Source organism: Chroococcidiopsis sp. CCALA 051 (assembly GCF_003015105.1).
In the GTDB taxonomy this organism is placed as follows: domain Bacteria; phylum Cyanobacteriota; class Cyanobacteriia; order Cyanobacteriales; family Chroococcidiopsidaceae; genus Chroococcidiopsis; species Chroococcidiopsis thermalis.
Genome location: NZ_PYCI01000030.1, coordinates 46,966 through 54,969, shown reverse-complemented (window position 1 = coordinate 54,969; position 8,004 = coordinate 46,966). Strand labels below are relative to the sequence as shown.

The following is an 8,004-nucleotide window of genomic DNA, read 5'->3' as shown; positions in this document are numbered from 1 at the left end:
ATAAATGAGTGGTTCAATTGTTCGACGGGTGACAGCACGTAAATCAACGCGATCGCAAAAATCAGCTAGAGATTTAAATTCTCCGTCCGAACGCGCTTTTAAAATCGAGGCGATCGCTTCTCCGCCTAACCCTTTAACTGCTGAGAGTCCAAATAAAATATTATTTTCTATTGGTGTAAAATCTACACCAGAGCGATTGATATCTGGTGGTTCGATTTGAATATTCATGTTCAAACAGGTAGCAATATATTTTTGTACCTGTTCTGTTTTGTCGCTATTAGCTGTTAATAGCGCCGCCATGTATTCTACAGGAAAATTCGCCTTGAGATATGCAGTTTGATAAGTGACGTAGCCGTAAGCTGTGGAATGGGATTTATTGAAGCAATTTGAAGCAACTAATCCATTTTTTAAAACAAATTTATGATCTCGTTCAACCCCAATATCATATACTGGCTGAATTCCTAACGATTTACGACTAATTATCTTAACCACGTCTATAACTCCCAAGAATTTGCTCAATTTTCTGCTTTTTACGGCTTAGTCCTAATAATGGATTTTGATATACGAAGTTATAAAATGCTTGAATATTCTGACGACTGTAAATTCTCCAATCATAAGCTTTTCCTGAGACATGTTCTTCTACAACACCCATATCTAAAAGTCTAGCCAGCTCACTTGTGAACTCGAAAGAACCTACAATACAAACAAGTCCGCCACTTCTTCCCTCGTTTACATAAGCACAGCCATCTCCATCAAAATATCCCAATACATAAGAAGCTAAATATTCTGATTCAGGAAAATAGTAAGCACCAGAAAACATTCTCCCAGTTACCACACTATAGTTGCACAAAGCAGTAGCTATTTTTCGTGAAGAAAAGTTGATTCGATAGTGAGGAGCGTAGCCTTGAGGTTTAATAATTCTAATATTTCCAGAGTATAATAGTTCTCGACTAAGTAGCTCTGTCAGTTCGCGATCGATTGACTCAAAAGCAATATAGTTAGTTTTGGTAACACAACCATCTGCTGCTATCAAGCCTAACAAGTATGCTTTAACTTGAGTATCAATTACATCGAAGTACCCTTCATTCAAAGTGTAGCGATTTCGACGCTTAGTATTAATATCCGCTTCTTTAAGAACTCTAGCAACGGCTCTTTCACTTACACCAAGATAATTAGGAATGTTTCTGCACTCTATTCCTGCAACAAAAGCATCTATTATTTGTTGTTTATGTTGTAAATTTAATTGCCGATAGCTCACTAACATTTTACAGATTTTGGATTGACTTAACTTGTTTTAGATCTAACTCTTGTTCAAAAATCTCATCAATTGGTAACATTTTTCCCTCAAATGTCATAAACTTATGATCTTTGGTTGCCCTAATAATTGAACCATCTTCTAAACAATATTCAAATACTTCTTGTTGTCCTCGATTATGCCATTGAGCAATTGGTTGAGTATAGATAAAACCATTATTATCGACACTGTAAACTGTACATTCGATACGTTCTTCTACAATTTTACCTATAGGTATTGCTCCATATTCAACAGTTAAAATTTCAGTATCGTAGCTGAGACAATACTCCGCGAACTTCATCATCTTCTCAAATAACTCTTCAGCTATTTGCTTTTTCACTCCATTTCTTGCTGCACCATCAACAAAAATTTCTCTTTGTTTCTGCATCTCTGAGGTTTTCTTTTTCCCCATTGCGCGTCTTAACAAATCTGCTTGTCCGAGGGAATATCCGGCTAAATCTTGAGCAATTTTCATAATTTGCTCTTGATACACCATAATTCCATAGGTTTCTTGCAAGATTGGTTCTAATATGGGATGCTCGTTTTCAATTGCTTCTTTACCGTGTTTGCGATTAATAAATTTTGGAATTAACCCAGCATCTAATGGTCCTGGTCGATATAAAGCTAGCACAGAAGAAATATCTTCGATACAAGAAGGTTTTAAATCTCGAACAATCTGACGCATTCCCGAAGATTCTAGCTGAAATACTCCTTCTAACGCGCCTGCTTCTAGCAGCTTATAAGCTTTTTCTACATCTTCAGGAATTTTATCAGTTTCACCTTTAGCTAAAATTTTCTGTACTTTTCTTTCATTTGCCGTAACTTCATACGGATCGACTTTTATTTGGCGATATTGTTCGATCAGTTGAATAGACTTTTGAATTAAAGTCAAATTCTTTAATCCTAAAAAGTCCATTTTCAACAATCCCATTGCTTCGATGTCTTCCATAAAATATTGGGTAATGACATCGCCTTCTTTATTCCTTTGTAACGGGACGATTTCATCTAACGGATCGGATGAAATCACAACTCCGGCTGCATGAACGCCATAAGTTTTGTTCGTTCCTTCAATTCGCATCGCCATATCAATCCAGCGGCGAACGTGGGGTTCGTTGTCGTATCTATCCTTAAACTCTTGTTCAGGTGTTTCGTCAGAAATCATCACCGCCAGTTTAGTTGGCTTACCCCGCACCACAGGGATTAATTTCGCCATTTTGTCTGATTCGGCGTAGGGAATATCTAAGACTCGCGCCACATCTTTTAAAACAGCCTTGGATGTGAGGCGGTTAAATGTAATAATTTGCGCGACTCGATCTTCACCATATCTCCGCGTCACATATTCAATCACTTCATCGCGTTTTTCGATGCAGAAATCGGTATCAATATCAGGCATTGACTTTCGTTCTGGATTCAAAAATCGCTCGAATAACAAGCCATGATGTACCGGATCGATGTTAGTAATTTGTAGGCAATAAGCAACCAAAGAACCAGCAGCGGAACCGCGTCCTGGTCCTACAGGGATGTCGTTATCTCTAGCGTATTTAATGTAATCCCAAACGACTAAAAAGTAAGTTGAAAATCCCATTTTTTGAAGCATTTTCAACTCATATTCCAGTCTTTCCTTATAGACTGGTTCGATTTGATTGCGAGATTTACGATTGAGGCGTTCTAATAATCCTTCCCAAGCAACTTCTTCTACATAAGTATCGGCTGTATGTCCGGCAGGAACGGGATAGTTAGGCAGTCGCGGTTCGCCTAAAATGTGGTATGGTTCGACTTTTTCGGCAACTTCTAAAGTTGTGGCGATCGCCTCTTGGATAATATCGTCTGGTAAATGATCGCGAAATAACTGCGCCATCTCCTCAGCAGATTTCAAATACTCCGTCCCGCTGTAGCGCATCCGATTATCTTCAGAAATTAGCTTACCAGTTTGAATGCATAATAATGCATCGTGAGCATCTACATCAAAACAGGAAATATAATGGGAATCGTTTGTGGCGACAAATTTAATATCTAATTCTTTAGCTATCTTAATAATTTCTACATTTACAGTTCTATCTTCAGGAGAACCGTGATCTTGAATTTCTAAATAATAATCCTCACCAAAAACATCTTTATACCACTTAGCAATTTCTCGCGCCACATCCGGTTTACCTTGTAAAATTGCTTGAGGAATTTCTCCACCTAAACAAGCACTAGTAACAATTAAGCCTTCGTGGTACTGTTGTAACAGCTCCTTATTGACACAAGGACGAGCAAATATCCCTTTACCTTGAAATCCTTTCAGGTGAGAAATCGACGTAAGTTTAACTAAATTCTTGTAGCCTTTAGTATTTTTTGCTAAGACAACTTGATGGTATTTTCTAACTCGGCGGCGTTCTTTATTTCCAATATCGCCGTTGATGACATACATTTCATTGCCAATAATTGGCTTAATATTTTTACTACGACAAACTTTAATTAATTCGATCGCCCCATACATGACACCGTGATCGGTAAGCGCGATCGCAGGCATACCCAATTCTATCGCCCGATCTACCAGTTGCGGCAGCTGGCTTGCACCGTCGAGTAGGCTGTAATCGCTATGGATGTGTAGACCGACGAAAGACATAGAAGCATCCCACAGTGGCTATGACAGAAGTATAGGATACCAATTTTAGGCACGTTAGGGTACGTCTATTGCATTCTCCGAGGCAGAATTTAACACATTGTTAATTGTTTGGAAGAGTTCTCGTAAATTCTATAACCCATCTCCGAAAAGCCTTAATTGCCACATTTCTTCCCTCTACTCTACTCTGAGTTACATACTGAGGGATCGCTGTTAAAATTGGCAAATTAGGAAAAATTTGACTTTGTTCTGTAGTAATATACTGCCGATCTTGTAATAAGTAAATTTTGAGCGATCGCCCATCATAAATCCACAATTCGGGAACACCTAAAGCTGCATAACTATTCTTTTTAATCTCCGAATCGCTGGTAAGATCGATTTCAATTGCTAAATCTGGTGGAGGATCGAAATTCAGATCGATCCTCTCCTTGCCGCGAATTGCTGCTTCATTTTGAATGTAAAAACAAGCATCTGGTTCTACACCAGCATTCATAACTTGCCGTTTAAAAGTAGTTGAACCCAAAGAGGCAAACTCAATATCAAGTTCTTCCAGTGTAACTTTTACTAAATCTCCAATATTTTCTTTACCACTTTCATGACCTGCCAACGGAACCATAATTTCTAATATTCCTTGATAATATGCAATTCGAGAAGCACGGCGATCGCCCAACTCTACTAATATCTGCTCAAAATCATCCCAACTAATATTTTTCAAAACCAACCTTTGCCCTGGCTGCACGTCAATTTGGCTCAATTGAAGTTGCATTGTTTAAAACCTCTTTCTAGATACTGTTAAACAACGAAAAATCTCTTAATAACCCTTTGCGCCTTTGCGCGACATTTTCATTCTCTACTTGCTTAACAAACTGCTGCACCACCTGAAAATACTTACTCCCTGCACCCTCAGCAGTATTATTATGCCCCGCCTCTGGAACCAAAAAGATCTGCTTTGGCTGCGGTGCAGCTGTATATAATTGCTGACTCATGCTAGCAGGAACTTGCCAATCAGCAGTACCATGAATAAATAATACTGGCATAGCTAAAGAACCCACCTTATCAATAGAATCAAACCGCTGATGTAATAGTAGCTCGATTGGAAAAATACGATAAATTTGCTGATGATTTACCATATCCGCCACTGAAGTAAAAGAACTTTCGACGATTAATCCAGCCGCCTTTGGTTGCTTAACCGCCAGATCGATCGCCACTGCACCACCTAAAGAATGTCCGTAAATAAAAATCTGATTGGCTGGAATCTTTTTCTCCTTAACTAAATAATTCCAAGCTACTTGTGCATCTTGATAAACTTGCGATTCAGAAGGGAAATTACCCTGACTCAAACCATAACCGCGATAATCAGGGAGTAGTACCGAAAAACCCATACGATGAAATCGGCTTGCATGAGCAACATTTGCCCCGATATTAATTCCATTACCGTGCAAATATAGCAATACTCTGTTACTTGGTGTCGATGCAGGTATCCACCAACTATGTATTTTTTCTACCTTACTAGATGCCGTTTTTACAGGCAACCACACTTCTTGATACTGTAGATTAAAAGCTGCTGGAGTAGTATCAATAGTAGCGCGAGGAAAGAAGATAAATCGCGCTTGTTGAAAGTAGAGAAACAAACAAGCAATGATATACAGGCTACCAGCGATCGCAGTTACAGATAGTAGCGATCGCCATAGAAATTTTATCGACATGGATGCAGACTGCTATTCGCTAATTATTAGTTTAAGCTGATAATCGCTCTTACCAGACGCAGTAGATACAATAACAAACTCGTAAAAACCGGATTCTGGTAAATCTCCATCCCAAGTACGATCGCGGGAATCTTCCATCAGCTTAATTTTACCTGTAGGAGAATATACGGAAATTAATACTTGCGGATCGGCTTCCAATTCCAGTTGCATCACTTGTTCTTCTGTTAATTCGGCAACAAAAGTTTTGCCTTCGCCAGACTTCAACCTACCACTAACTTGTCTTTCACTCGTTCCCGAATCAAACTCAATTTTTTCATAAGCGTTTCCCTTCAGGATAGCTTGCAACTTCTCCTGGGCGATCGCATACCAAACCTGATTAATTGGTTTGTTCATAAAATTTTGTCCCCGCTGTTGGGGAAACATTTGTAAAAAGGCAGCATCAGCTAAATCGTATAAAACTCTATTACTTAGGTTTAGTTGATACAATTGCTGTTGCCAACGCGATCGATCTTTTTGCGAGTAACTACCCAAACGCTTGCGAGTTTCTAAGGGCAAAAATTGCAACCAATCTAAACAGTCCGCCGCCAAATTATCCCAATCAGCCCTAATTTTTGCATCCTCTGGATTCGCCGTGAGACGACGACCTTTATACTGAGGATATCTCTCCCAAAAAACTTGGTCTACTAAAGCAATGTAATATCTGTTATTTATCCCCATTCGCTGACGGCGATCGCGCAATTGATTTTTTCGACGTTGTTCGGCAGCAGAAAACTGAGGTTTAGCGGCTACTTTTGGCGACTGAGGTACTTTCTTTTCAGTTAGATTTGATTGAAATTGCAACCAACCACTCACTGCTAACCAACCCATATATGCAGATATAATTCCTATTGGTAATGCAAACCAAATTTTTTTAGTTTTGAAAAAAGTAACGCTAGGAATTTTAATAACTGGCTTCGGAATATTAATTGCTGGTTTGGGAAAATTGTTAACCAACTGAGAAAAATTAATAACTGGCTTCGGAATGTTAATAACTGGTTGGGGAATATTAATAACTGGCTTGACAGCAACGGCAACTGGCGACTTATTAACTGCTACTGTCATGGGAGTAGGTAAGGGTGTTGCAGCGGTGCTATGCTGCTGTAAGAGGTGTAAAACGTGTTGTGCGGAATGATAGCGATCGCTAGGGCGAGGAGATAGCATTTTATCTAACATTGTCCCTACCATTGGCGTAAGACTGACTTCTCGCCGCCAGTGCCATGTAAGATGGCGATCGTCGATTAATTCTTGTGGTTCTTTACCTGTAAGTAAAACTAATACCGTAGCAGCCAAGGCATACAAATCGCTGTGAGGATAAACTACCCCCTGCTGCATTTGTTCGGGTGGTGCGTAGCCGACTTTTCCTAGTAGCGTAGCGGTATGCATTCCCCTACCAGACTTAGCTGATGAAACAGTCGCAACAACTTGTTTGACACCACCAAAATCAATTAGCATTGGCAGGCGATCGCTAGCGCGTAAAATTAAATTTTCTGGGGAAATATCCCGATGAATGACTCCTACACTGTGGATGTAATCTAATACAGGAAGAATTTGCTGCAAGAGGTGAACGATCTCTGTCTCGCTAAAAAATTTTCCTTGCTGCATTCTCTCATCTAACAAGCTGCGGTAGGTTTCCCCTTCTACGTAATCTTGGACGAGAAATAAATGTTCTTTACTGTCAATTTTGACGCGAAATAATTCGCGAAAGCGGGGAATTTGCGGATGCTGCAATTTGTAAAGCACTCCCGCTTCCCGTTCAAACAATTCTGCTGCTTTGCGTAAAAGAGTATTACTCTGTGCTTGCGGCGCAAATTCTTTCAAAACGCAGAGTTCGCGAAAGCGGTTAGTATCCTCCGCTAGATAGGTGCGCCCAAAACCACCTTGTGCCAGTAGACGCACGATCGAGTAGCGATCGCCTAACATCTGTCCTGAATACAAGCCATTTCCCGACGCTAGAGACAGCTTCTCGCCGCAATGCATACAAAAACGACTTTCAGGCAAGTTTTCGTGACCTTGAGTGCAGTATACGGGCATATGACAGCGAAGGAGTTATGAGAAGCGAGGGAATTCGGAATTCGGAATTCGGAATTCGGAATTACGCACCATCCCAGCTTTTACAGGGCATTATGAGTATATCTACAAATTTAAATAACTCACGATCTCTCCCTTAAACTCATCTCCAGTGACACTTTTTTCAGTTATCAGTAGCTGGTGGCTGGTGGCTGGTGACTAGAAATGCTCTCTTGTCTCCCTTGTCTCCGCCTCCCTCCTCTTTATCAAGAATTCTTAAGCTGATGAACGTGGGTGCAGTTATAGCCTGAGAATATTGAGAAATAAATCTTGGTGCAAGAGGGATAAGC

At 40.0% G+C, this 8,004-nt stretch carries 5 protein-coding genes and 1 pseudogene; all 6 read right to left on the bottom strand.

Going from position 1 to position 8,004, the window contains the following annotated elements:
- Positions 1–492: pseudogene (locus C7Y66_RS09760) on the bottom strand (trans-splicing intein-formed DNA polymerase III subunit alpha C-terminal partner DnaE-C); the annotation flags it as partial.
- Positions 485–1,264, bottom strand: a complete 780-nt coding sequence (locus C7Y66_RS09755; RefSeq protein ID WP_106545423.1) for an LAGLIDADG family homing endonuclease — start codon at positions 1,262–1,264, stop codon at positions 485–487. The gene C7Y66_RS09755 and the pseudogene C7Y66_RS09760, both read right to left, overlap by 8 nt.
- Before the next feature lies 1 nt (position 1,265).
- On the bottom strand, positions 1,266–3,905 hold the full coding sequence (locus C7Y66_RS09750) for a DNA polymerase III subunit alpha (protein WP_106545422.1): 2,640 nt from the start codon (positions 3,903–3,905) through the stop codon (positions 1,266–1,268).
- 100 nt (positions 3,906–4,005) lie between these two features.
- Positions 4,006–4,668: a Uma2 family endonuclease gene (locus C7Y66_RS09745; RefSeq protein WP_106545421.1), complete on the bottom strand. Its 663-nt coding sequence runs from the start codon at positions 4,666–4,668 to the stop codon at positions 4,006–4,008.
- Between the two features lie 16 nt (positions 4,669–4,684).
- Positions 4,685–5,608, bottom strand: coding sequence for an alpha/beta hydrolase (locus C7Y66_RS09740; protein ID WP_106545420.1), 924 nt, complete (start codon positions 5,606–5,608; stop codon positions 4,685–4,687).
- A 12-nt stretch (positions 5,609–5,620) separates the two neighbouring features.
- Positions 5,621–7,678 carry a serine/threonine-protein kinase gene (locus tag C7Y66_RS09735; protein WP_106545419.1) on the bottom strand — a complete coding sequence of 686 codons (2,058 nt, stop codon included), beginning with the start codon at positions 7,676–7,678 and terminating at the stop codon, positions 5,621–5,623.
- Between the last annotated feature and the right edge of the window lie 326 nt (positions 7,679–8,004).